Source organism: Sphingomonas sp. UNC305MFCol5.2, from assembly GCF_000712135.1.
In the GTDB taxonomy this organism is placed as follows: domain Bacteria; phylum Pseudomonadota; class Alphaproteobacteria; order Sphingomonadales; family Sphingomonadaceae; genus Sphingomonas.
Genome location: NZ_JOOE01000001.1, coordinates 57,196 through 80,460, shown reverse-complemented (window position 1 = coordinate 80,460; position 23,265 = coordinate 57,196). Strand labels below are relative to the sequence as shown.

Sequence of the window (23,265 nt, the reverse complement as noted above, 5' to 3'; positions counted from 1 at the left end):
GGCTGACAAACGGCACGGGCGGCGGCTAGGCTGCCGCCCATGCTCGATCTCCACAACACCGGCCTCAGCGACACACTCGTCATCCTCGGTGCCGCGGGGTTGGTGATCCCCGCCTTCGCCCGCTTCCGGATCAGCCCGGTGATCGGGTTCATCCTGGTCGGCGCGCTCGTCGGCCCCTTCGGGCTCGGCTCGCTGGTCAGCCAGAACCCCTGGCTTTTCTATTTCACCATCTCCGACGCGCATTCGATCGAGCCGTTCGCCGAATTCGGTATCGTCCTGCTGCTGTTCTCGATCGGCCTCGAGCTCTCGTTTCGAAGGTTATGGGCGATGCGTACCCTCGTTTTCGGGGTGGGTGCGGCGGAACTGGCGTGCGCGGGCCTGATCCTCGCCGCGGCGCTGTATCTGACCGGGCTCAGCACCGGCGGGGCGATCGGGCTCGGGCTGGCGCTGGCGCTCTCGTCGACCGCCCTCGTGATCCCGATCGCGGGCACGACCAGCGCAGTGGGCCGTGCGGCGTTCGCGATGCTGCTGTTCGAGGATCTGGCGCTGGTTCCGATCATCTTCATGCTCGGCGCGCTCTCGCCCGTACCCGGAGTCCATGGCGGAGAGAATCTGCTGCTCACGCTCGGCATGGGCATATTGACCGTCGCGATCCTGTTCGTCGGCGGTCGGTTCCTGTTGCCGCGCATGTTCGCGCAGGCGGCGCGTACCAAGAGTCCCGAGCTCTTCCTCGCCGCCAGCCTGCTCGTGGTGATCGCCGCGAGCCTCGCCACCACCGCCGCCGGCCTTTCGCCGATCGTCGGCGCGCTGATCGCGGGGCTGCTGATCGCCGAGACCGAATATCACGGTGAAGTCGAAGCGATCACCACGCCGTTCAAGGGCCTCGCGCTCGGCGTGTTCCTGATCACCGTGGGGATGCGGATCGATCTGGGGTTCATGCTTACCAACTGGGCGCCTTTGCTGGGCTCGACGGTCATGGTGATGGTCGTCAAGGTCGCGGTCACCACCGGACTGCTCAAGCTTTCGGGCGCGCGCACCGGCACCGCGACAGAGACCGGCGTGCTGATGGCCAGCCCCTCCGAAACCACGCTGATCGTGCTCGGCGTCGCGGGCGCGGCGGGGCTGATCTCGGCACCGACCGCGGCTTTCTGGACTACCGTCACCGCGATCGGCCTCACCGCGACGCCGCTGCTCGCCAAGGCCGGCCAGCTCTTCTCGCGCCTCATCGAGCAGCAGGAGAGCGATGCCGCACCGATTGCAGTGGACGAGACGAGCCCCGGCGCAGTGGTCATCGGCTTCGGCCGCGTCGGACGCACCGTCGCCGACATGCTGCGGCGGCATAATCTGACCTATCTCGGAGTCGATGCCGATATCGACAACGTCAACGCGGCGCGGAAGGAGGGCTATACGGTGCTGTTCGGCGACGTGACGCGCAGCGAGCTCGTCGATCAGCTCAAGCTGGGTCACGCCAGGGCGCTCGTGCTGACGATGGACGATCCCGTGCTCACTGTCCGCCTCACCAAGCGCGTGCGGAGCTGGGTGCCCGATCTACCGATCATCGCGCGCGCCCGCGACGCCGATCATGCTGCGGAGCTCTACAAGGCCGGTGCGACCGACGCCGTGCCCGAAACGCTCGAAAGCTCGCTCCAGCTCTCCGAGGCGGTGCTTGTCGATCTCGGCATGGCGGTGGGGCCGGTGATCGCATCGATCCACGAGAAGCGCGACGAGATGCGCAAATCGATCAAGGCGGCATCGGACCTCGATCGCGAGCCCCGGCTACGGCGCGCACGGCAGAGCGACGTGACCGGATAGAGCGGGGCTTGCGGGGCGCCGCGTGAGCGCGCATCCAACGCCCCTAGTTTAGGAGCATTGCCCATGATCGCTGCCCTGTTGCTTGCCGGCCTGCTCGCGGGACAATCCGCGCCCGCGCCCGCGCCCGCCGACCCGCTGGCGCCGGCGCGCCAAGGCAAACTCCGCTGCGTGGCTCCCAATCCGGCCAGGCTCACCTGCCGCGCGATCATCCGGTACCAGGTGGCCGACGATGGCAGCTTCGACGCGACGGTGACCGGCCTTTTCTCCAGCGATCCGGGTATCCTGCTGCGCTACAAGACGTTCGGCCGGATCGAGGAAGGCGGCGTTTGCGTGATGATTCGCACCAGCGATTTTCAAAACGGCATGCTGCTGAGCAACGGCAAGCGGATGGCGCCCAATGCGGACCAAGCGATGCGGCTGCAGGTGCTCAACTCGGTGCAATCGCTGCAGGGCAAGAAGCGCTGCACCCAGGACCGCACCGAAGACGGCATGACCCGCATGATCGTGACGCTGGACGGCGTCGCGCACCCCGAACTCACGCAGCCGGTCGCCTGGGTCGCCCGCAGCGAGGGTTATGCGGTGGGGCGCTGAGCCCTTCCGCCATTGCCTTGCCGCAGCGCGGCCAGCATCGCATGTTCGGCTGATCGTGATGGAGTCCGACCGATGATCGAAGCGTTCTTCCTCCTGCTGGCGAGCAACGCGCCGCAAGCCGCCACCGATCCGCTGGCCTCGGCGAGGGCTGGCAAGCTCCAATGTGCCAGTCCCAATGTCGAGAAGAAGACCTGCATGGGGTTGAGCAGCTACAAGGTGAACCCCGACGGCAGCTTCGAATCGGTCACCACGATCGTCGTCGCGCCGCAGCCGCTGATCACGATGGAAGTGAAAGCACCGGGCACGGTGAAGGACGGCGCATTGTGCAGCCCGATCCGCAAGGCCGATTTCGAAGGCGCGGCGTTCAAGATGGACGGCAAGCCGCTCGACGAAGCCATGGCGACCGCGATCCGCACACAGATCGTCGGATCGATCACCCCGATGCTCGACAAAATGGGTTGCGCGCGCGAGACGCCCGACGGCGCAGCGTTCAAGGCCGAAGTGACGCTGGACGGCGTCGCGCATCCCGAGCTGACGCAGCGCGTATCGTGGGTGAAACCGGAGGACGGCTACAAGCTCGGGCTGTGAAGTGATCCCTCGGCTTGCGCCGAGGATCAGGCCGCGGCCTTGGCCTCCGCCAGCGCGTCCTTGACTGCTTCAATCGCGTCAGCGCCCTTCGACCCATCCGGACCGCCGCCCTGGGCCATGTCGGGGCGGCCGCCGCCGCCCTGCCCGCCCAGCACCGCGACCGCGGTCTTGACGAGATCCACTGCGCTGAGATCGAGCCCGTCGCTGACGCCGACCGCGACCGAGGCGCGGCCGTCATTCACTGCAACCAGCGCGACGACGCCGCTGCCGATTCGCGCTTTGGCTTCGTCCACAGCGCCGCGAAGTGACTTGGGATCGAGCCCATCGAGCACCTGACCGACGAAGTTGATCCCGTTCACCTGCTCAGGGCCCGCAGGAGCAGCAGCCCCGCCGCCGCCCAGCGCAAGCGCCTTCTTCGCATCGGCCAGCTCGCGCTCGAGCCGGCGACGTTCCTCGACCAGCGCGGCCACGCGCGCCGGCACTTCATCGGGCGAGGATTTGAGCGCCGCGGCCGCTTCCTTCAGCCGTTCGTCGCGCGCGTTGAGCCATTGGCGCGCGGCTTCGCCGGTCAGCGCCTCGATGCGGCGGATGCCCGACGAGACGGCGCTTTCCGAGACGATCTTGAAGATCGCAATGTCACCGGTCGCGTTGACATGCGTGCCGCCACACAATTCGACCGAATAATGCTGCTCGTCACCGCGACCCATCGAGAGCACGCGGACCTCGTCGCCATATTTCTCGCCGAACAGCGCCATCGCACCTGCGGCGATCGCGTCTTCGGGAGTCATCAGCCGGGTGCCGACGCTCTCATTGTGGCGGATCTGCGCATTCACATCGGCTTCGATCTCGGCGATCTCCTGCGGAGTAAGCGCCGAGGGGTGCGAGAAGTCGAAGCGCAGGCGATCGGGGGCGACGAGGCTGCCCTTTTGCGTGACATGGCCGCCAAGCCGCTTGCGCAATGCCGCGTGCAGCAAGTGCGTGGCCGAGTGGTTGGCGCGGATCTGGTCACGGCGCGCGGCATCGACCGAAAGCTTGACGGTATCGCCGACCGAAAGCTCGCCGCTCTCGATCTTCGCGTGGTGCGCGTGGAGGCGGCCGAGCGGTTTGGAGGTGTCCTCCACCACCGCGCGTAGCTGGTCGTTGGTGATCGTGCCGGCGTCGCCCATCTGGCCGCCCGATTCGCCGTAGAAGGGCGTCTGGTTGGTCAGGACGGTGACGCTGTCGCCGACACTGGCCTTGTCGACGCGCGCGCCTTCCTTGACGATCGCAACGACCTGCCCTTCGCCTTCGGTGCCGCTGTAGCCGGTGAATTCGGTGCCGCCGAGTTCGTCGGCGATGTCGTACCAGACTTCGTCCGAAGCCTTGTCGCCCGATCCCTTCCATGCGGCACGCGCGGCACGCTTCTGCTCGGCCATCGCCGTGTCGAAGCCGGCACGATCGACCGAGATGCCGTCTGCACGCAAGGCGTCCTCGGTCAGGTCGTATGGGAAGCCGAAGGTATCGTAGAGCTTGAACGCGGTTTCGCCGGGAAGCGTGTCGCCCTCGGTTAGTCCCTTGGTCGCTTCGTCGAGCAGGCGCAATCCATTGGCGAGCGTCTGGCGGAAGCGAGTCTCCTCCTGCAGCAAGGTCGCCTCGATCAGCGGCTGGGCCCGGACGAGTTCGGGATAGGCCGCGCCCATCTCGGCGACGAGGCTCGGCACCATGCGGTGCATCAGCGGATCCTTGGCGCCGAGCAGATGCGCGTGGCGCATCGCGCGGCGCATGATGCGGCGCAGGACGTAGCCGCGGCCCTCGTTCGCTGGCAGCACGCCGTCGGCGACCAGGAAGCCCGATGCGCGCAGGTGATCGGCGATCACGCGGTGGCTGGCCTGATTGTCGCCGGTGGTCGAGGCGCCGGTCAGCGCACCGCTCTCGGCGATCAGTGCCTTGAACGTGTCGGTGTCGTAATTGTCGTGGACGCCCTGAAGCACTGCGGCGACCCGCTCGAGACCCATGCCGGTATCGATGCTCGGCTTGGGCAATTCGCCGATCTGGACGTCATTCTCCTGCAGATACTGCATGAAGACGAGGTTCCAGATCTCGACGAAGCGGTCGCCGTCCTCTTCGGGCGAACCCGGGGGGCCGCCATAAATGTGATCGCCGTGATCGTAGAAGATCTCCGAGCACGGCCCGCACGGGCCGTCGGATCCCATCGCCCAGAAATTGTCCTTGGTCGGGATGCGGATGATGCGGCTTTCGGGGAGCCCCGCGATCTTCTTCCACAGGTCAAACGCCTGATCGTCGGTGTAGTAGACGGTGGCGGTCAGCTTTTCCGCCGGAATGCCCCATTCCTTGGTCAGCAGCGTCCACGCATGCGTGATCGCCTGCTCCTTGAAATAGTCGCCGAACGAGAAATTGCCGAGCATCTCGAAGAATGTGTGGTGGCGCGCGGTGTAGCCGACATTGTCGAGATCGTTGTGCTTGCCGCCGGCGCGGACGCACTTCTGCGAGCTGGTCGCGGTCGAATAGGGACGAGTCTCGAGCCCGGTGAAGACGTTCTTGAACGGCACCATGCCCGCATTGACGAACATCAAGGTCGGATCGTTGTGCGGCACCAGCGGCGCGCTGGGCACGCGGGCGTGGCCCTGACCTTCGAAATAGTCGAGGAAGCTGCGGCGGATATCGTTCGTGGACGTCATGCGTGCGACGTAGGGGAACTAGGTCGGTTCCTCAAGCGGCGCGATGACGCTGAGCGCCCTGGAATCGAGCGTGAAGGCGAGCGGGACGGCCAACGACTTCACTTCGCCATCGAGCGCGACATGGATGCATCGCTTCGGACCGGTGACGCATAGCTCGGAGACATCGCCGATCGCGGCGAAATCGCGGTCGGGGTCGGTACGGCCGATCAGTGCGCGGATTGCGAAACCGATCAGCGCCAGACGGCGACGCGAGGCGACTGCATAGACCGAGAGCACGCCGTCATCGAGTGCCGCGCGCTGCCCGAGCCTGCCGGCCTCGAGCACATAACGGTTGTTCCCGACAAACAACATCGGCGTGACTATGTTCTCTTCTCCCCCCGGCATTGTGAGCCGCAACCGCCGATGCCGCATCCGCCGCAGCGCCGCCGCCGCCGCGAGTATGGCGGCGAGCTTCCTGGGCAGCTTTATGCCTTCGCGCTGCTGGACGAGATCGGGATAAAAACCGATCGACGCGTTGTTGACGAAGACCTGGCCATTGACGCGGCCAAGATCGATGCGGCGCTGCGGACCATCGGCGATGAGCTTCGCCGCTTCGGGAAGCTCGAGCGGAATGCCCAGCTCGCGGGCCAGATGGTTCCGCGTCCCCAATGGCAGGATGCCGAGCGTGGAACCCGCTTCCGCCAGCGCACCCGCTGCACTACCAAGCGTCCCGTCACCCCCGCCGATCACAACGAGCTTGCGGCCGGCGACCTTCGCCACCGCGTCCGCCATCCCCTCGCCGGGGAAGAACTGGAGGTCGATGCTTATGCCGGCATCGGCGAACGCCTTGCGGATCTCGTCCTCCAGCGCCTCGCTCTGGGCCGCCGCGGCGCCGCCGCCGCGGTTGACCAGGAGGGGGACGGGTCCGCTCACTCGAACGGGCGATCGATCGACTTCGGCGGCGTGCTGAACCATTTCGGGCCGCTTTCCGTCATGTGGAAGCAATCCTCGAGCCGGACGCCGAAGTTGCCGGGGATGTAGATGCCGGGCTCGTTCGAGAAACACATGCCGGGCGCGAGCCGGGTCTTCTCGCCGCGGACGAGATTGACCGGTTCGTGGCCGTCCATGCCGATCCCGTGCCCGGTGCGGTGCGATAGACCGGGGAGCTTGTAGTCGGGGCCATAGCCGAGCGACGTGTAATAGCCGCGCACCGCATCATCCACGGCGCCGGCGGGGGTGCCGAGCTTCGCCGCCTCGAGCGCGATCTGCTGGCCGCGTGCCACCACCTCCCAGACCTTGCGCTGCTCGGCGCTCGGCGTGCCGAAGACGAAGCTGCGGGACACGTCGGACTGATAGCCCTGGACGCTGCAGCCGCAGTCCATCAGCACGACTTCGCCGGGCAGGACCTTTTGCGGCTTGCCGCTGCCATGCGGATAGGCGGCCGCCTCGCCGAGCAGGATGAGGTTCCACTCGTTCGAGCCGCCGAGCTTGCGCGTCGCCGCGCTCATCAGCGCGGCGATGTCCTGCGGCGTCATGCCCGCAGTGATTCGGGGATATGTCCAGCGATAGGCGGCAATCGTGACGTCGGTGGCGAGCTGCATCAAGGCGAGCTCCGGCGCGGTCTTGATCATGCGGCAGCCACGCACCACCGGGTTGGCCGAGACGATCTTCGCAACCGGCAGCGCGTGCTGGAGCCCGTCGACTGCGAAATAGCGCATCGTCTCCTCGACCCCGATCGGCCGCGCGGCCAGCTTGCGGTCCTTGAGGAAACCGGCGACCACGGCGAGCGGGTCTTCATCCTCCTGCCACACCCGCACCTCGGCGGGGATAGCCAGGCTTTCGCGCACCGAGGGCTCTTCGAAGAACGGGGTGACGATGCAGGGCTCGCCTTCGACCGGGAGGACGACGCAGGTCAGCCGTTCGCTGCGGCTCCAGCGCACCCCGGTGAAATAGATCAGCGACGATCCCGGCTCGATCAGCACCGCGCCGATATGGTTCGCCCGCATCAGCGCCTGGGCGCGGGCAATGCGCGCCTTGCGCTCCCCAGGACCAATCGGCTGCGCGCCGATGGTGATGTCCTTCAGGTCCGATACGTCGATATCGGCGGCGGCAAGCACCCCCGGCAGCGCCAGCAGCGGCACCGCGCCGGCCGCCCGGATCAGGGCTCGGCGGCTGAGGCTGTGGCGGTGCAACATCGGACGACTCCGGCAAGAATTGCGTGGACGGCCGCGATAGGGTGCTTGACCCGGCCGCGACAATCCCCTTCCCTGCCGCGAACTTTCTTAGGGGAATTTCGTGGGCAAGCGACTGACGTGGTTCATTCTGGCCGGGCTGCTGCTCGGCGGACTGATCGGCTGGGGACTGAACGTCGCCTATGACGATGGCACCGCCGAGGGAACCGCACGCCTCGCCGCGATCAGCTACTGGTTCGACATCCCGACCCAGATGTTCCTCCATCTGATCAAGATGATCATCGCGCCCCTGGTGGTCTCGACGCTGGTGGTCGGGATCGCGCATATGGGCGGCACCGGCGCGATCGGCCGAGTGGGCATCAAGGCGTTCTTCTGGTTCGTCACCGCCAGCCTCATCTCGCTGACTCTGGGCCTGTTGCTGGTCAACCTCCTCCAGCCGGGCGTCGGCCTCAATCTGCCACTGCCCGACGCGGCGGCATCTAGCGGAGTCGACCGCTCGGGCTTCGACGCCGCCAAATTCTTCATCCACATCGTGCCGACATCGGCGATCGACGCGATGGCGACCAACGACATCCTCCAGCTGGTGATCTTCTCGCTGTTCTTCGGCGTCGGGCTCGCGGCGGTGGGCGAAAGAGGCGCTCCGCTGGTCCGCGGCCTCGAGGCGCTGGTCGCGGTAATGCTGACGGTCACCGGATATGTCATGCTGTTCGCACCGGTGGCGGTGTTCTGTGCGGTGGCGCGGACGCTGGCGACGCGCGGACTCGGCGTGGTCGGTGACCTCGCCTTCTTCATGGCCAGCTTCTATATCGGCCTCTTCGTCCTCTGGGCAGTCCTGCTCGGCGCGTGCTTCGTGGTCGTCGGCCCGCGTACCGGCAAGCTGCTGCGCTATCTGCGCGATCCCATCCTGCTCGGCTTCTCGACCGCTTCGTCGGAGGCCGCTTATCCGCGGACGCTGGAGGCGCTCGACAAGTTCGGCGTGCCGCCGCGGATCGCGAGCTTCGTGCTGCCGCTCGGCTATTCGTTCAATCTCGACGGCTCGATGATGTACATGACGTTCGCGTCGATCTTCATCGCCCAGGCTTACGGCATCCACCTCGACTGGGGGACGATGATCACGATGCTGCTGATGCTGATGATCACCAGCAAGGGCATCGCCGGCGTGCCGCGCGCCAGCCTGGTGGTGATCACCGGAACGCTGTCGCACTTCCAGATTCCCGAGGCGGGCATATTGCTGATCCTCGCGGTCGACCATTTCCTCGACATGGGCCGCACCGCGACCAACGTGATCGGCAACGCGGTCGCGGCGACGGTGGTGGCGCGCTGGGAGGGCCAGCTCGATCCGCCGCAGGATCCCGACGAGGCGATCGTGCTGCCAACCCACCCGGTTCCCGGCGACGAGGACCGGTTCAAGGATTACGGCAAGCACTGAAGGCTGCGGGGGCTTAAATTGACTCAGTTGGTGGAAACGCAGTTGATCTCGTAACTTTATTGCGCGGGTTTTCGCGACTGCAGGGTGTCGACCAGGTCAAAGAGCGGCCGGGTTTCCGGCTTGTTGAGCCAAGCAGACCAAATCCTACATTGCAAGGTGGGCGCTGTTCCCGTCTTCGGACCGGCGCCAATTCTGTCATCCCGGAAGCCGATTTTCTTCAAATCTCCGATTTGATCAGAAAATCGAGCTGTCCGGGATCCACCGTGAGGCAAGTATCCAGCGGAGAAGTGGATCCCGGACTGTAAGGCTTTCCAGCGTAAAACCTGCGGTTTTCCGGGAAAGCCTAACATCCGGGATGACGAGAAATAGCTCCAGAGCCGAACCTGCCCATGCCTGTCTGATCAGGCATAAGCGTAAGCCCCGCCGGCTTTCAGCGCCGCCTGATAGGCGGGCCTCGCGTGGATCTTCTGGAGCCACGCGGCGATGTGCGGGCGGCCTTCGGTGGCGTCAGCGCGGCTGACGGCGGCTTCGAGCGGGAAGCTCATCATCACGTCGGCGGCGGTGAAATCCTTGCCGGCGAACCACGGACGCGCCGCGAGCTCGGCCTCGACATAATCGAGATGCACGTCGATCATCGGCTGGAACTTCTTCTGCGCCACCTTGCCGAGCAGCGGCACACGGCTCAACACCAGCTTGACCAGCAGCGGCGGCATCAGCGAGCCCTCGGCATAATGGAGGAAGTGGCGGTAGCGCAGCGCATCGTCGCGATGCGCGGGCGCCCCGAGGCGGCCATCGGCCTTTTCGACCAGATATTCGACGATCGCCCCCGTCTCGGCGAGCACTAGACCGTCATCGTCGATCACCGGCGACTTGCCGAGCGGGTGAACCTGCAAGAGTTCAGGCGGGGCGAGCATCGTCGCCTTGTTCCGCTCGTAGCGCTTGATCGTGTAGGGAAGGCCCAGCTCCTCGAGCAGCCAGAGGACGCGCTGCGAGCGCGAATTCTCGAGATGGTGGACGGTGATCATGTTGGATTTGCTTCCCTTAACTTCGCACTTTTCCCGCGAATCGTGAACGAACGTTGCGCCGGAACGCAACAAACGGAAAGACCCGGCGCAGGGCAATGCGCCGGGTCTTCCGATGGGCTGAGCCCGTGACCGCCGCCGGCGCGATTCACGCCGGCGCGGTCGAAAAGTTAGTAAAGGTTAGGCGTAAGCGCATTCCGATCAGATGTCGTCCTCGGGGTCCGGACCGGCCATCAGCCCTTCGGCGACCTGATCGGTGCGGTTGCGGATCGCGGCTTCGAGCCGAGTGCAGAGTTCGGGATTCTCCTTGAGGAAAGTCTTCGAATTCTCGCGCCCCTGGCCGATGCGGACGCTGTCATAGCTGAACCACGCGCCCGACTTCTCGACGAGCCCTGCCTTGACCCCGAGATCGAGAATCTCGCCGATCTTCGAGATGCCCTGCCCGTACATGATGTCGAACTCGACCTGCTTGAACGGCGGCGCGACCTTGTTCTTGACGACCTTGACGCGCGTGGCGTTGCCGATGATCTCGTCGCGATCCTTGATCTGGCCAGTGCGGCGGATGTCGAGGCGGACCGAGGCATAGAATTTGAGCGCGTTGCCGCCGGTGGTGGTCTCCGGATTGCCGTACATCACGCCGATCTTCATGCGGAGCTGGTTGATGAAGATCACCATGCAACGCGAGCGGCTGATCGAGCCGGTGAGCTTGCGCAGGCTCTGCGACATCAGGCGGGCCTGGAGGCCGACATGGCTGTCGCCCATCTCGCCTTCGATCTCGGCGCGAGGCACCAAAGCCGCGACCGAATCGACCACCAGCACGTCGATCGCGTTCGAGCGGACCAGAGTATCGACGATCTCGAGCGCCTGCTCGCCGGTATCGGGCTGCGAGACGATCAATTCGTCGATATTGACCCCGAGCTTCTTGGCGTAAACCGGATCGAGCGCGTGCTCGGCATCGACGAACGCCGCGGTGCCGCCGGTGCGCTGCGCCTCGGCAATGACATGGAGCGCGAGCGTGGTCTTGCCCGAGCTTTCGGGGCCATAGACTTCGATGACGCGGCCACGCGGGAGGCCGCCGACGCCCAATGCGATATCGAGCCCGAGCGAGCCGGTCGAGATCGCCTCGACCTGCATCGTCTCCTTCGAGCCCAGGCGCATCGCGCTGCCCTTGCCGAAGGCGCGATCGATCTGCGCCAGTGCGGCGTCGAGCGCCTTCTGCTTGTCCGTGGATACTGCCATGTTGCCGTCGATCACCTTGAGGGAAGCTGCCATTTTATATCCCCGTCGCTAGAGCGTTTGACTGCCGCATTCAACCTTGCGTGTGCGGCATGTACGGCATTTGTTCTCATAGAACAAGAGGGGAACTTCGTACTGCCGAAACGAGACCGACGGAGCGCTATTGTTTCCCGGCACGCGTCGTCCTAGCCAGGGATATGGCCCTGTCCTTTCTCGATTTTCCCGAGGCGTTCAGCACCGCCGAATGCGAGACGATCGTGGCGCTGGCGGCGCGGAGCAATCTCGAACCGGCGACGGTGTGGAGCGGCGTCGCGGATCACGTCGATACGCGGACGCGGCAGGCCGAGCGCTGCTACTGGCCGCGCGGCCCCGAGACGGCGTGGATCTACGACCGGCTCGACGCACTGTTCGCCGAGGCCGGGACGCGATTCGAGACCGAAGTGGATCCGGTGTTCGAGGACATCCAGTTCGTTCGCTACGGCGTGGGGGCACATTTCCAGACCTGGCATTCGGATGCCGGGACCGACCGCTATGAGGAGCGGCGGATCTCCGCTTCGGTCGAGCTGTCGGAGGCCGGCGATTATGACGGCGGGGTGCTGGAGATCATGCCGACGATGGGGCCGGCACGGACACTGCCGCGTGGCGGGGCGCGGCTGTTCCGGTCGCGGATGATCCATCGGGTCACGCCGGTGACGCGGGGGGTGCGGCATGCGCTGGTCGCGTGGACGGGGATGCGGGGCTGAGATCTGATCACTCCCTCCCTTGCAGGGAGGGGAGTCTTCCGAGGAATCCGCCTTAGGCCAACCGCGTTTCGACGCTCCACCAATGCGGGCGCTGGACCGCTCTCGCTGCATCAGCACACGCCTCGATCGCTTCGAACAGCGCGAAGCAGGTGGCGCCGGAGCCTGACATGCGGGCGAGCGTGACGCCTGGCTGGGCGGCGAGCAGCGCCAGAACTTCGCCGATCACCGGGGCGATTTCGCGGGCTGGCGCTTCGAGGTCGTTGCGGCCGGCAAGCGGGTCCGGGCCCAGCGGTCCGCGATCCATACCGTCCCAGCGGCGGAAGACTTCGGCGGTGGAAACCGCCACCCCCGGATTCACCAGCAGGACCGGCGTGCCCGGCATGCCGGGGACCGGCTGAAGCTGCTCCCCCCTGCCCTTGCCCAATGCGGTCTTGCCGAGCAGGCAGGCGGGGACGTCCGAACCGAGACCGTCGGCGATCGCGAAGAGCCGGGGATCGTCGAGCGCCACGTCGTGCAGCCTCGCCAGTGCACGTAAGGTCGCCGCCGCGTCCGCCGAGCCGCCGCCGATGCCGGAGGCGACCGGCAGGTGCTTTTCGAGCTCGATCGCGTGGGCACCGCCGCCGAATGCCTCGGCGAAACGTGTCGCGGCGCGAGTGACTAGATTGTCGCCCTCCCCCGCCAGCCTATCGGCGAATGGACCGGTGATGCGGAATTCGGATGCTCCGGCGGGAGCGATACGCAGCACGTCGCCATATTCGACGAACGCGAACAGGGTTTCGAGCTCGTGATAGCCGTCGGGACGGCGGGCGCGGACGTGGAGCGCCAGGTTGAGCTTGGCGCGCGCGATCTCGGTCAGCATCAGTTTGGCCGGGGCTTCAATCCGTGCGCGAGCTTGGCGTCGAGCCGCGCGGTCGCGTCGTTTTCGGCAGTGAGCGCGGCGGCGCGCCACGCATAGCGCGCCTCGTAATGCCGCCCCAGCCGCCAATAGGCGTCGCCGAGATGCTCGTTGGCCCGCGCCGCCGCGGGATCGCCCTGCACGGCGCGTTCGAGCAAGGGCAGCGCCTTCGCGACGTCGCCGCTCTGATACCACGCCCAGGCGAGCGAATCGGCGATCTCGGCATCGTCGGGCTTGAGCGAACGCGCGCGTTCGAGCAGCCCCTGCGCCTCGGCGATGTTCTCGCCCCTCGCGACCTGGGCATAGCCCAGATATTTGAGCGCGGACGCCTGATCGGGGCCCAATGCCACTGCGCGCCGGAGCGCGGGCAAGGCTTCGCTCCAGCGGCCGGCGCGGTCGAGCGCGCGGCCGTGGAGATAGTGGAGCAGCCAATTATCCTCACCGCCCTCACGCGCGATCGCTGCGCCATAGGCCGCGGCGGCGAGATCGAAGCGGCCCTGATCGACGAGCAGGTCGCCATAGGTCTCGCTGTCGGCACTGGTCGCCTGTGCGCCGCCGGCCAGCGTTTCGGCTAGCGCCAGCGCCTCGTCGGTGCGGCCGGCGCGGCGCAACACCGCCACGCGGCCCGCCGCCGCGCCGCGTACGAACGGGCTGTCCTTGTTCACGTCCGCCAGCACGCCGAGCGCGAGATCGTGCGAGCCGCCCCGCGACAGCGCCTCGGCGAGGAACAGGCGGGCGCGGTCCTCCCCGGGATCGAGCAGCAGAGCGGCACGGGTGAGGACGACCGATAGGGACTCCATGTCTTCGCCGGCGATCTCGACCGCGAGCTCGAGGAACATCCGCGAGGCGCCGAACGCGGCATCGGGCTTGTCGCGCTTGCCGAGCCGCTTGCGCAGGCGCTCATATTCGGGGCGATCGCCCGCGAGCAGCTGGCGCGCGGAATCGCGCGCGCCGGTCTCGCCCAGCAATGTCGCCGCGTCGATCCGGGCATCCTCGCTGTCGTTGGTTGCGAGTTCGGCGGCGATCGCGGCCATTGCCTCATGGGTGCGCTTCGAGGCGATCAGCAGCAGCATGCGGTGGCGCTGGGTGTAGCGGCGCGCGAGCGCGTCGCCGGGCGCGGCATCGAGCAAGGCGACGGCATCCTCGCCGCGATCGAAGGCGAGCCATGCGCGAAGCGACGGTGCGAGGAAATCGAACGGCCCCTTGCTGAGAAGATCGGCCGCGCGCCGGGCGCCGGCGGCGTCGCGGCTCTTGAGCGCGATCGCGAAGGCGAGCACTGCCGCGTCGGGCGGCGCGACCCCGGCCTTGACCAGGACCGCGCCGGCGCGGCTTGCGAGGACATAATCGCCCGCGGCAAGTGCCTGACGATAGGCCCGCAGCGCGACGACCTCGTCGTCGGGCGCGGCGGCCAGCGCCTCGGCATAGCCCGCGGCGGCGGCCTGCGCCGCACCCTCCGCATCGGCGGCGCGGGCGCGGACATAAGCGGTGGGATCCGGCACAATGTTGTCGGGCGCGGCATATGCGAGCGGCGCTCCGGCGAGGAGCAGCGCCAGGCCGAGGCTACATGTTCGGATAATTGGGGCCGCCGCCGCCTTCGGGGACCACCCAGTTGATGTTCTGCGTGGGATCCTTGATGTCGCAGGTCTTGCAGTGCACGCAATTCTGCGCGTTGATCTGGAACCGCAGATCATCACCTTCCCCTACGACTTCGTACACACCCGCCGGACAGTAACGCTGGGCCGGCTCGGCGTATATGGGAAGATTGTAATTCAAGGGGATGTCGGGATCCTTGAGCGTCAGATGGACCGGCTGATCCTCCTCGTGATTGGTGTTCGAGATGAACACCGAGGAGAGCCGGTCGAAGGTGAGCACGCCGTCGGGCTTGGGATATTCGATCGGCGTGGCGGCGCTGGCGTGCCACAGGCTCTCGTGATCGGGATGGTGCTTCATCGTGAAGGGCCAGCGCAGGCCGAGCAGTTCCATCCACATCGCCACGCCCGAGAGGATCGTCCCCCAGGTGTCGCCGAACTTCTTGACGAGCGGCACGACGTTGCGGACGCCGCGCAGCTCCTTCTCGACCCAGCTGGTCTTGTAGGCTTCGGGATAGGCGGTGAGTTCGTCCGAGCTGCGGCCGGACTGGACCGCGGCGAAGGCGGCTTCGGCGGCCATCATGCCGCTCTTCATCGCCGTATGCGTGCCCTTGATGCGGGGTACGTTGAGGAAACCGGCGGTATCGCCGATCAAAGCCGCGCCGGGCATCACCAGCTTCGGCACCGACTGCCAGCCGCCGTCGCTGATCGCGCGAGCGCCGTAGGAGACGCGCTTGCCGCCCCTCAGGATCTTCGCGATCTCAGGGTGGGTCTTCCAGCGCTGCATCTCGTGGAAGGGCGATAGATAGGGGTTCTTGTAGTTGAGCCAGAGGACGAAGCCCAATGCCACCTGCCCGTCGGCCTGATGATAGAGGAAGCCGCCGCCGTTGGACTCGCCGTCCCTGAGCGGCCAGCCCTGGGTGTGGATCACCTTGCCGGGGACGTGGTTCGCGGGATCGATATCCCACAATTCCTTGATGCCGATGCCGTAGACCTGCGGATCGGCATCCTTGCAGAGGTCGAACTGGCGCTGGAGCTGCTTGGTGAGGTGGCCGCGGACGCCTTCGCCGAACAGAGTGTACTTCGCGTGGAGCTCGAGGCCGGGGGCGTAATCGGGCTTGTGGTGGCCGTCGCGCGCGACGCCCATGTCGCCGGTGGCGACGCCCTTCACGCTGCCATCGTCATTGTAGAGGATTTCGGCGGCGGCGAAGCCGGGGAAGATCTCGACGCCGAGCTCCTCGGCCTTGCCGGCGAGCCAGCGGCAAAGGTTGCCGAGGCTGCCGGTATAGGTGCCCTTGTTGTGGAGATAGGGGGGTGTGATGAACTCGGGGAAGCTCGCCCTGCCCTTCTCGGTCAGGATCCAGTGATGGTTCTCGGTGACCGGGGTGGCGGCGAGCGGACAGCCGTCCTCGCGCCAGGTCGGCAGCAGCTCGTCGAGCGCGCGCGGATCGACCACGGCGCCCGACAGGATGTGCGCGCCGACCTCGGAGCCTTTCTCGAGGATGCACACCGAAAGCTCCTGCCCGCCCTCCGCGGCCAGCTGCTTGAGCCGGATCGCCGCGGCCAGGCCCGAGGGACCCGCGCCGACGATCACGACATCATAAGGCATCGACTCTCGTTCGCTCATCCTCTTAATCCCTTGCGAGTCGTTCACGTGGACGTAGCGTCGAGCCTGTCGTCGCGGTTCCGCAACGTCCTGTCTGCTTGCGATTGGAGGCAGATTGACCGCGGCGTCAACAAGGATTCAAAGATACGGTATGGGAGGGGAAGTAGTTCAGGATTGGCAGAAGGCCGTCGCGAGCACGCTCGAATGGTGGCGTGATGCGGGTGTCGACATGCTCGTCGAGGACGATGTCCGCGACTGGCTGGCGCGGACGCCGCCGCCTGTCCCCGCCGTAACGAGCGAGACCGCCGTAGCGGCACCGGTGGCCGAGGCGCTGCCCGACACGCTGGAAGCTTTTGTCGAATGGCGGATGAGCGACGCCGCGCCCGAGGCCGGATGGCACATGCCGCGCTTCGCGCCGACGGGCCCGATCGACGCCGAATGGGTGTTCGTCACCGACGTTCCCGAAGCCGAGGATTCCGAAATGCTGATGTCGGGGCCGGCGGGCCGGCTGCTCGACAAGATGCTCGCGGCGATCGGATCGAGCCGCGAATCGGTCCATCTGTTGCCGCTCGCCTGGGCGCGGCCGATGACCGGACGGATCGCACCCGACGAAGAGGCGCGGCTGATCGAGCTAGCGCGGCATCATTTGTCTTTGCTCCGCCCGCAGAAGCTGTTTCTGCTCGGGCAATCGGCGAGCCGTGTGTTGGCTGAGACGGCGGGAAATTCCCTAACAAATCCTATACGTCTCGTTAACCATTTCGAGGCAAAAACGGCGGCAGTGGCGAGCTACCATCCCCGCTTCCTGCTGGAGCGGCCGGCCGCAAAGAGCGAAGCCTGGAAGCATCTGCTGCTGTTGAGCCGGGGGACAGCCGAGTGATCAAGCGTACCATCATCGCCGTCGCGCTGCTCGCGCTGCCCGCGACCGCGCATGCCGACGACCTCACCGCCGATACGCGTCCTGCAGCCCCTGCGGCGGTGCGCGACGGCGACGGCGTGCCCGACCAGCTCGATGCCGAGCAGCGTGCGGGATATCGCCGGGTGTTCGCCGCGATACGCGCCGAGCAATGGACCGACGCGCAGCTTCAGCTCGATGCGATGAAGCCGGGGCCGCTTCACGCGCTAGCCCGCGCCGAACTCTACACCGCCAAGGATTCGCCCAAGGTCGAACTCCCGCAAATCCTCGCCTTGCTGGCGGAGGCGCCCGATCTGCCACAGGCCGAGCAGCTCGTGCGGATGGCCAAGGCGCGCGGCGCATTGGACACCCCCGCCCTTCCCGCCGCATCGCGGCTGATCTGGTTCGACGGCGCGCCGGTCCGCCAGCGTGCGCGCTCGATCAAGAGCGACACCGCGGCGACTTCGGTCGCGATCGAGATCCAGCCCTTCGTCAAGGCCGATGACGGTCTCCAGGCCGAGGCGGTGGTCGAAAAGTTCGCACTCGATCTCACGCCCGAGGCACTGACCGAATGGCAGCAGAAGGTCGCCTGGATCTATTATGTTTCGGGTGACGACAATAATGCGCGGCGCGTGGCGGCAAAGGCCCAGCTGGGCGTCGGCGAATGGGTCGGCCAGGCCGATTGGGTCGCGGGGCTCGCCACCTGGCGGCAGGGCGACTGCAATGCCTCGGCGGACGCTTTCGAGCGCGTCGCGATGCGCGCTACCGATACCGAACTCCGCTCGGCGGGCTTCTATTGGGCATCGCGCGCCGACATGGCGTGCGGGCGACCCGAAAAGGTGAGCACGCGTCTCAAGGCCGCGGCGCAGTTCGGCGAAACCTATTACGGGCTGCTCGCCAAGGCGGCACTCGGCATCCAGGACAAGCCGGTGACCGGCGAACGCTTCGTCGCCGAGGATTGGCGCGCGCTCGAGCGGCGCCCGAACGTCCGCGTCGCCGCGGCGCTTACCGAGATCGGCGAGGACGGCCTCGCCAACGAAGTGCTGCGCCACCAGGCCAAATTCTGCACGCCCGGCGACCACGCTTCGCTCACCCGCCTCGCCGGCCGGCTCAACCTTGCCGCGACGCAGCTCTGGCTCTCGCATAACGGCCCTGCCGGCGCGCGGCCGCTGGTGCAGGCGCGCTATCCCTCGCCCAACTGGACCCCCGCGGGCGGCTGGCGCGTCGACAAGGCTTTGGTGTTCGCGCACACGCTGCAGGAATCGCGGTTCAACGCCGAGATCCGCAGCGCCGCGGGCGCGATGGGGCTGATGCAGGTCAAGACCGGCGCCGCGATCGATGTCGGCCGCCGCCAGGGCGTGACCTATGCCGCGTCCGACCTGACCAAGCCTTCGGTCAACATGGAGATCGGCCAGTCCTATCTCGAGCAATTGCGCGACCAGCCCTTCACCCAGGGCCTGCTGCCCAAGGTGATCGCCGCGTACAATGCCGGGCCGACTCCGGTCGCTCTGTGGAACAGCATGAGCAAGGACAATGGCGATCCCCTGCTCTACATCGAGAGCATCCCTTATTGGGAGACGCGCGGCTATGTGATGACCGTGCTGCGCAATTACTGGATGTACGAGAATCAGGAAGGCCGCGCCTCGGCGAGCCGCGCTGCGCTGACGCAGGGCCTTTGGCCGAAATTCCCGGGGCTGCCGGGCGCCAAGGCCGTGAAGGTCAGCGCCCGCCTCACGCCGCGGCTTCCGGCCAGCGCACAGGTTGCCGGTGGCAATTGACGAGACGATCGCGTTCCGGCCGGTCCGGATCGCGGTGCTCACCATTTCCGACACGAGGACACTCGCGGACGATCGCTCGGGCGACCGGCTGGTCGAACGGCTGACGCAAGCGGGGCACGAACTCGCCGACCGTGGACTCGTGCGCGACGATGTCGAGACGATCGTCAGCCGGCTCCACGGCTGGATCGACGACCCGCAGGTGGACGTGATCCTCACTACCGGCGGCACCGGCGTCACTGGGCGCGACATCACTCCCGAGGCGCTGGCGCGTGTCCAGGACAAGGAAATACCCGGCTTCGGCGAGCTGTTCCGCTGGCTGAGCTATCAGAGCATCGGCACTTCGACGATCCAATCGCGCGCCACCGCCGGCGTGGCGCGCGGGACCTATATCTTCGCGCTGCCGGGCTCGACCGGGGCGGTCACCGACGCATGGGACGGCATCCTCGCGAGCCAGCTCGATATCCGCCACAAGCCGTGCAATTTCGTCGAGCTGATGCCACGGCTGATGGAGCGGTAGCGGGGTTAGGTGGTGTCGACATTCAGTCCTTTACTTCCCTCACCCCCTGCAAGGGGGAGAGGGTTGCGCAGACTTAGGCTCGCAGAGCCTTAGTCGGAGCTGGGTGAGGGGGTGCGGCTGTGCAACGGCCGCGCGGAGCTTCGCTCCGCTCTACCCCTCACCAAGCTACGCTAGCCAGCAAGCTGGCAAGCTTCGCTATCCTCTCCCCTATCAAGGGGAGAGGGAGACTTCGGGCTGAATGTCGATACATCCTCAGGTTCAGCTCTTCGGCTTGTCCGTCTTGGGATCCGGCAGGTTGAGCTCTTCCTTGAAGAACGTCGCCAGCTCGTGGAGCTGCGAATTCCACCAGTCGAGAACGTCGGCGAAGTTCGCCGCGTTGAGCCCGCCGATGGTGGCCACGTCATAGGCGGCGCCCAATTGCCCGTCGTTGCGGACAAAGGCCTGGAGGAAGCGCTTCTTCGAATTCCACTTGTTGACGAATTCGGGCGTGTTCTCCGGCGCCTTCTCGAACAGCACTTCGAAGCGCAGCGAGTCGCAATTCTTATGGTCCTTGCAGCCATAGAAATAGACGTCGAAATGATAAGAGGATTCGTCGCTCTCGATCATCGGATCGCCGTCGCCGTCCTTGGTGAGCTTGGGCTTCAGCTCGGCTTTCTCCATCGCCGCCATCACGGTGGCGGGATTGCTGGCGCAGATCAGCCCGGCGCCGCAAGGCTTGGCATCCTCGGCGGACGCAGGTGCCGAAAGGCAAAGCACGGCAATGCCGGCGGCGAACGGAAGCAGGCGCATCGATTTCCCCCTGATTGAGCGGCGAAACTAGCAGCCGCCTCCGTTCGCGCAATCCGCGCTATCCGGATTCGTTGACGAACACGCCCAGCTCGTTGCCGTCGGGATCGCGGAAGTGGAAGCGGCGGCCGCCCGGATAGGCGAAGATCGGCACGGTCACTTCGCCGCCCGCCGCCGTCACGCTCTCGAGCGCGGCTTCGAGATCCTGCGCCTCGACGATCGGAAGCAAGTGCGCGATCGCCTGATCCCTGGTGCCGTTGAGCCCGACATCGACATCGCCGCTGGTGGTCGCCGCATAATCCGGTCCGAAATCGGTGAAGCCCCAGCCGAACGCCTTCGCATAGAAATCGCGGACCGCGGCGACATTCTTCACCGGCAGTTCGACATAAGAGATACGCGCCATCGATTCCTCCATTCGTTCTTGATATGTTCTAGTCCGGCGCCTAGCATATGGCAATGGCAAAGACTCGGGCCATTCGCGGCGCCACGCTCAATCGCGACAGCATCCGCTTCAACCTGCCCGAACGCGAGGAGGATGGCGACTGGCGCGACGAACGCGAGGCCGTGGACGGCGAGGCGCCGCCGCTGCGCACCACGGTAACGGTCGAGAAGCCGAAGACGATCCTCACGCGCAACAACTCGCCCGACATCGCTTTCGATCGATCGGTGAACCCCTATCGCGGCTGCGAGCATGGCTGCATATATTGCTTCGCGCGGCCGAGCCACGCGTATCACGATCTGTCGCCGGGGCTCGATTTCGAGACGCGGCTGTTCGCCAAGCCCGACGCGCCCGTGCTGCTGCGCGCCGAGCTGGCGAAGCGCGGCTATGCGTGCAGGCCCGTGGCATTCGGGACCAACACCGATCCCTATCAGCCGATCGAAGGCAAATGGCGGATCACGCGCGGCTGCATCGAAGTGCTGGCCGAGTGCAACCATCCGATCACGATCACCACCAAATCCGATCGGGTGACGCGCGACATCGACCTGCTCGCGCCGATGGCGGCGAAGGGGCTGGCGGCGGTGATGCTGTCGATCACGTCGCTCGACCCGCGGATCGCGATGACGGTCGAGCCGCGTGCGCCCTCCCCCGCCAAGCGCCTCGCGGCGGTTCGCACGCTTACGCAAGCGGGGATTCCGGTTTTCGTGTCGATGGCGCCGGTAATCCCGGCGATCACCGATCACGAGATCGAGCATATCCTGGAAAAGGCCGCGGAAGCGGGTGCGCGCGGGGCATTCTTCCTGCCGGTGCGGCTGCCGCACGAAGTGGCGCCTCTGTTCCGGGCGTGGCTCGATACGCATTTTCCGGATCGCGCGGGCAAGGTGATGGCGACGATCCAGTCGATCCGCGGCGGCAGGGACAATGATCCCGATTTCCACTCCCGGATGCGCGGACAAGGGCCTTGGGCAGAGCTGCTGCGCAAACGCTTCCACATCGCGGCGAAACGCTACGGGCTGGACGGCGAGCGGTTGCGGCTGCGCACCGACCTGTTCCGGCCGCCCGCAGGGCCGCAGGGGGAGTTGTTTTAGACCGTCATCCGTCATCCCCGCGAAAGCGGGGACCCATCTCCGGCGCCCTCCCGCATCACGGCTGTGGTGATTGCGGCCCATTCGGGAGATGGGCCCCCGCTTTCGCGGGGGTGACGGTGGGGTTCAGCGCTTCTTCGCGTTCGAGAACAACGCCAGCGGCACCGCATCGGCCATCGCCTGGTATCCGACGATCGAAGGATGGAGCCCGTCGCCCGAGTCCAGATCCGGCCGCAGCCGCATCGGATTGACCGGATCGCGCATCGCGGCGTCGAAATCCATCAGTGCGTCGAAATTGCCCGGCGTGCGGATCCATGCGTTGACCGCCGCGCGATCGGTCTCGTTGGCGGCATCGGGATGATAATAGCCTGAGGCGCCGTCGGGCATGATCGTGCCGCCGATCACCTTGATCCCATGCGAGCGCGCCCGGGCGACGATCTGCCGGAGTACCCCGATCATCTCGCGGACCAGGGCGGCGTGCTGCTCGGGCGTCGCGGGCGCCTCGCGGGTAAGCGTGCCGAGATCGTTGATTCCCTCGAGGACGAGGAGGTGCGTTACCCCGGGCGGCGTCAGCACTTCGCGTTCGAAGCGGGCAAGTGCGTTGGGGCCGTTGCCGTCGAGCCGCAGCCGGTTGCCGCCGATACCGGCGTTGAGCACCGCCATGTTGCGGGTCGCGGGATTGGCGCGCAGCCGGACGGCGAGGCGATCGGGCCAGCGGGCATTGGTATTGGGCTGGACGCCATAGCCGTCGGTGATCGAATCGCCGAGGATGACGAGCGCCTGCGCGCCGGGCGCATCGACCTCGACGTCGCCGATCACGTACCAGCGGGTAGAGGTCTTCGCGCCGGCGAGCGCTTCGGCCATGACCTGCTGGCCATGCGCGAAATGGCTGTGTGCCCGCGCGCCGGGATGGCCGGTCTGGCGATCGGGTGGGCTCGGCAGATGGAGCGTGAGCGCGAGATCGGCGCCTGCCGTTATGGGCAGCTCGACGGGATCGGAGAGATAGTCGGCGCCTGCGGGGATCGTCACGCTCGCGGCGCCGCCGAAGGTCAGCGGGTGGAGCGTGGCGGGGACGATGCGCGAGGTGGTGTTGTCGGCCGAGAGGGCCACGCTGGCCGCGCTGACCACCAGCGGCGCAGTACCGAAGGCGTTCGACAGCCGTACGCGCGCGCGCTTGCCGCCGATCGTGACGCGGACGATCTGGCGGAGCGTCGCATCGGTCAGATCCTCGGCCGGTGCGACATTCTCGTTGGTGGGGACCATCTGCGAAGTCGCCCAGCTCGCCACCCAATGCGGCCGCTCCTGCGCGACCGCGGCGCCGCCCAGGCACAGAGCCACCAGCAGGCCGATCGGCCCGCGCATCCTCGCCATTCGCATCCTCCGCCTTTTGATATCGCTACCATAAGCG

At 66.5% G+C, this 23,265-nt stretch carries 20 protein-coding genes; 9 read left to right on the top strand and 11 right to left on the bottom strand.

Going from position 1 to position 23,265, the window contains the following annotated elements; translation table 11 throughout:
• The first annotated feature begins 39 nt into the window (after positions 1-39).
• From BR78_RS0100360 to BR78_RS0100350, 3 genes are all read left to right on the top strand, one after another.
• Complete coding sequence (locus tag BR78_RS0100360) at positions 40-1,812, top strand: cation:proton antiporter domain-containing protein (protein ID WP_029934171.1); 1,773 nt, start codon at positions 40-42, stop codon at positions 1,810-1,812.
• A gap of 63 nt (positions 1,813-1,875) precedes the next feature.
• Positions 1,876-2,403: a hypothetical protein gene (locus BR78_RS0100355; protein WP_029934170.1), complete on the top strand. Its 528-nt coding sequence runs from the start codon at positions 1,876-1,878 to the stop codon at positions 2,401-2,403.
• A 72-nt stretch (positions 2,404-2,475) separates the two neighbouring features.
• Positions 2,476-2,991, top strand: coding sequence for a hypothetical protein (locus BR78_RS0100350; RefSeq protein ID WP_029934169.1), 516 nt, complete (start codon positions 2,476-2,478; stop codon positions 2,989-2,991).
• 26 nt (positions 2,992-3,017) lie between these two features.
• Here the strand turns inward: BR78_RS0100350 and alaS are convergent, their stop codons facing one another.
• From alaS to BR78_RS0100335, 3 genes are read right to left on the bottom strand one after another with little or no spacing between them, the layout of a single operon-like run.
• Positions 3,018-5,669 (bottom strand): alanine--tRNA ligase, encoded by a 2,652-nt coding sequence (gene alaS, locus BR78_RS0100345; RefSeq protein WP_029934168.1) that lies wholly within the window; start codon positions 5,667-5,669, stop codon positions 3,018-3,020.
• An 18-nt stretch (positions 5,670-5,687) separates the two neighbouring features.
• Positions 5,688-6,581: a diacylglycerol/lipid kinase family protein gene (locus BR78_RS0100340; protein WP_197021246.1), complete on the bottom strand. Its 894-nt coding sequence runs from the start codon at positions 6,579-6,581 to the stop codon at positions 5,688-5,690.
• Positions 6,578-7,843: a M24 family metallopeptidase gene (locus BR78_RS0100335; protein WP_029934164.1), complete on the bottom strand. Its 1,266-nt coding sequence runs from the start codon at positions 7,841-7,843 to the stop codon at positions 6,578-6,580. Before BR78_RS0100335 ends, BR78_RS0100340 begins: the two co-directional genes overlap by 4 nt.
• Before the next feature lie 100 nt (positions 7,844-7,943).
• Here BR78_RS0100335 and BR78_RS0100330 point away from each other — a divergent pair, with 100 nt between their 5' ends.
• The gene (locus BR78_RS0100330) at positions 7,944-9,269 is read left to right on the top strand and encodes a dicarboxylate/amino acid:cation symporter (RefSeq protein WP_029934159.1); all 1,326 of its coding nucleotides are present in this window, start codon (positions 7,944-7,946) and stop codon (positions 9,267-9,269) included.
• A 401-nt stretch (positions 9,270-9,670) separates the two neighbouring features.
• Here the strand turns inward: BR78_RS0100330 and BR78_RS0100325 are convergent, their stop codons facing one another.
• Both BR78_RS0100325 and recA read right to left on the bottom strand, forming a co-directional pair.
• A complete protein-coding gene (locus BR78_RS0100325; RefSeq protein ID WP_029934157.1) occupies positions 9,671-10,294 on the bottom strand; it encodes a glutathione S-transferase family protein in 624 nt (207 codons plus the stop codon).
• A 198-nt stretch (positions 10,295-10,492) separates the two neighbouring features.
• Entirely contained in the window at positions 10,493-11,563 is a 1,071-nt protein-coding gene (gene recA / locus BR78_RS0100320) for a recombinase RecA (protein ID WP_029934155.1), read from the bottom strand.
• Between the two features lie 161 nt (positions 11,564-11,724).
• Here recA and BR78_RS20725 point away from each other — a divergent pair, with 161 nt between their 5' ends.
• A complete protein-coding gene (locus BR78_RS20725; RefSeq protein WP_051683133.1) occupies positions 11,725-12,270 on the top strand; it encodes a 2OG-Fe(II) oxygenase in 546 nt (181 codons plus the stop codon).
• Positions 12,271-12,322: 52 nt separating this feature from the next.
• Here BR78_RS20725 and BR78_RS0100310 read toward each other — a convergent pair whose 3' ends face one another.
• The 3 genes from BR78_RS0100310 to BR78_RS0100300 form a co-directional block, all read right to left on the bottom strand.
• Positions 12,323-13,129: a 4-(cytidine 5'-diphospho)-2-C-methyl-D-erythritol kinase gene (locus tag BR78_RS0100310; protein ID WP_029934151.1), complete on the bottom strand. Its 807-nt coding sequence runs from the start codon at positions 13,127-13,129 to the stop codon at positions 12,323-12,325.
• Positions 13,129-14,664: a tetratricopeptide repeat protein gene (locus BR78_RS0100305; protein ID WP_156022166.1), complete on the bottom strand. Its 1,536-nt coding sequence runs from the start codon at positions 14,662-14,664 to the stop codon at positions 13,129-13,131. Before BR78_RS0100305 ends, BR78_RS0100310 begins: the two co-directional genes overlap by 1 nt.
• A 61-nt stretch (positions 14,665-14,725) precedes the next feature.
• Positions 14,726-16,381: an electron transfer flavoprotein-ubiquinone oxidoreductase gene (locus BR78_RS0100300; RefSeq protein ID WP_029934148.1), complete on the bottom strand. Its 1,656-nt coding sequence runs from the start codon at positions 16,379-16,381 to the stop codon at positions 14,726-14,728.
• Between the two features lie 130 nt (positions 16,382-16,511).
• Between BR78_RS0100300 and BR78_RS0100295 the strand changes: the two genes are divergently transcribed.
• Genes BR78_RS0100295 through moaB form a run of 3 tightly spaced genes read left to right on the top strand, consistent with a single transcriptional unit; the run spans position 16,512 to position 19,547 of the window.
• A complete protein-coding gene (locus tag BR78_RS0100295) occupies positions 16,512-17,237 on the top strand; it encodes a uracil-DNA glycosylase family protein (RefSeq protein ID WP_029934147.1) in 726 nt (241 codons plus the stop codon).
• Positions 17,234-19,030, top strand: coding sequence for a lytic transglycosylase domain-containing protein (locus tag BR78_RS0100290; RefSeq protein ID WP_156022165.1), 1,797 nt, complete (start codon positions 17,234-17,236; stop codon positions 19,028-19,030). Before BR78_RS0100295 ends, BR78_RS0100290 begins: the two co-directional genes overlap by 4 nt.
• Entirely contained in the window at positions 19,020-19,547 is a 528-nt protein-coding gene (gene moaB / locus BR78_RS0100285) for a molybdenum cofactor biosynthesis protein B (RefSeq protein WP_029934145.1), read from the top strand. Before BR78_RS0100290 ends, moaB begins: the two co-directional genes overlap by 11 nt.
• Before the next feature lie 258 nt (positions 19,548-19,805).
• Here moaB and BR78_RS0100280 read toward each other — a convergent pair whose 3' ends face one another.
• A complete protein-coding gene (locus tag BR78_RS0100280) occupies positions 19,806-20,336 on the bottom strand; it encodes a YbjN domain-containing protein (RefSeq protein ID WP_081855554.1) in 531 nt (176 codons plus the stop codon).
• 58 nt (positions 20,337-20,394) lie between these two features.
• Complete coding sequence (locus BR78_RS0100275; RefSeq protein WP_029934141.1) at positions 20,395-20,736, bottom strand: VOC family protein; 342 nt, start codon at positions 20,734-20,736, stop codon at positions 20,395-20,397.
• Between the two features lie 53 nt (positions 20,737-20,789).
• Here BR78_RS0100275 and BR78_RS0100270 point away from each other — a divergent pair, with 53 nt between their 5' ends.
• On the top strand, positions 20,790-21,860 hold the full coding sequence (locus tag BR78_RS0100270) for a PA0069 family radical SAM protein (protein WP_029934139.1): 1,071 nt from the start codon (positions 20,790-20,792) through the stop codon (positions 21,858-21,860).
• A gap of 123 nt (positions 21,861-21,983) precedes the next feature.
• On the opposite strand, the gene BR78_RS0100265 is transcribed toward BR78_RS0100270, so the two are convergent.
• Positions 21,984-23,228 (bottom strand): SGNH/GDSL hydrolase family protein, encoded by a 1,245-nt coding sequence (locus BR78_RS0100265; RefSeq protein WP_156022164.1) that lies wholly within the window; start codon positions 23,226-23,228, stop codon positions 21,984-21,986.
• Positions 23,229-23,265: the final 37 nt, after the last annotated feature.